This is a genomic window from Corynebacterium lipophilum (assembly GCF_024102595.1).
GTDB classification, from domain to species: Bacteria; Actinomycetota; Actinomycetes; order Mycobacteriales; family Mycobacteriaceae; genus Corynebacterium; species Corynebacterium pseudogenitalium.
The window spans coordinates 1-1,700 of the sequence record NZ_JAEUWV010000043.1 but is presented as its reverse complement, the minus strand read 5'-3'; the positions used below and the strand labels follow the sequence as shown (position 1 = coordinate 1,700).

1 protein-coding gene is annotated in these 1,700 nt (G+C 52.3%); it reads right to left on the bottom strand.

Going from position 1 to position 1,700, the window contains the following annotated elements; all coding sequences use genetic code 11:
- Positions 1 to 111: 111 nt before the first annotated feature.
- The gene (locus JMN37_RS11225) at positions 112 to 1,560 is read right to left on the bottom strand and encodes an integrase core domain-containing protein (RefSeq protein ID WP_252932197.1); all 1,449 of its coding nucleotides are present in this window, start codon (positions 1,558 to 1,560) and stop codon (positions 112 to 114) included.
- Between the last annotated feature and the right edge of the window lie 140 nt (positions 1,561 to 1,700).

Below are 1,700 nucleotides of genomic sequence, written 5' to 3'. Positions count from 1 at the left end.
GTGTAAAGTGTCAGCACCTCGTGCACGTTGAGTGTCATCAGGTTGTGCACACTGGGTGTCAGGAGGTTGTGCACACTGTGTCCCATGGGTGTGTGCACAGTCCTGCGTGTTTTAGTGGAGTAGTTTGTCTGGGCTAATGGTGGCGAATCGTTTTTGGGCTTTTTCGTGTTTGATACGCCATTGTTTGGGTGGATCCTTCATCCACACGCCTTTGATGTTGTAGGAGTTGATGTATGCCTTTGTCTTTGCGATAGCGACCACGGGAAGTGGGATCGACAAAGCGAGTTCACCGTCTTCGGCATCCCAAAAGCCAAGTTCGCTTTCTGTGGCTGTGCGGTGGAAACTTCTGTTTCTCATCGATCGGGGAACAGCAATGCGCATCCCTTGGAAAAACACCATCTGATTAGCTTCAGTGACAGTCACTGTACCGAAACCGTTGTCATCTGAGTCAGCAATACTGGGGCATGAATAGCCTGTGACTCCACCGTTTCGTTTCGGACGTGGTGGTTTTTCATCCTGGCGGATAACCCCTGAGGTGAGGTAAGCGTTACGACGTTGAAGCGCGTAGTTTTCTGCTTTCTGCTTTAGCACCTCCAGTGGGATCGGGTCTTGAGGTGGCACAACCCCAACAAGGTGCCACGCTGTGGCCGGGGTGACACACTCTGGAAGGCCCTGGTGTGGGCGCCGGTTATTGTATTGATCTCGATACTTATCGATCAGCACCTCGCACTGCTTCAGTGTTTTTGGTTTGTGTGCCTCCAAGAATCTAAACAGTGTGCGGTGTGAACGCTCGTCTTTACCTTGAGTTTGCGGGTTGCGTGGCCTGCCGGAAATACTCAAGCACCCAACCGATGCCAGGTAGGCTTCCAAGGGGCCAACAACACCGTTGCGTAGCTGGTTAAAAGCAGCCCCATTATCACTGAGAAGTTCATGCGGGGCACCAAAGGTGGCAATGGCCTTGCGTACAGCATCTGTGGCATCTTTAGAGTTTTCGTGTGCCGCATAGGCGCAGGTACCGACATCGAAGCGGGTAGCGTCATCGATGATTTGATAGATGGTGGCAGGTGTTCGTTTGTCGTCGTGGAGGCGATAGTAAAACCCATCAATTTGCCACATGTGCATGGCTTGACCACGCTGGAAACGAACACGGGTGATCTTGGGGCGTTTCTTCGGGTTTGATTCCACAGCTCCTGCCGCACGCAACAGGCGAGCAATCGTGGATACGGACGGCACCGGATCTGCTAGCTCTCCTGATGCAATACCTTCAAACCGAATGGAGATGGGACCATAGTCCCAGCCCTGGGTTTTCAAACGCTTCCGGATCACAAGCAGTGCTGCGGTCACGTGCTCGTCGTAGGTCCTTGCTGGGGTGATCGGGGCGCTGGAATGCGGATGCAACGCGGCACCTGCTTCCTCATCGTATCGGGCACGGATGTTGTAGAACGTGCGGCGGGAGATCTTCAACTGTTCGCAAAACGCGGTGATAGATAGACCGTGACCGTCGAAGGGATCGAACTCAATAATTTTCCGGCGAATCTCCGGAGGAATTGCCTTACTCATTATCCGATTGTGCCCGACACACAGCATAAAAGGTCACGAAACTGTGCACAATGTCATGACATTAGGTGTAAACAATGTCATGACCTTAAGCGTGCACACTGTCATGACTTTAAGCGTGCAAAAGGTAGTGACACATAACA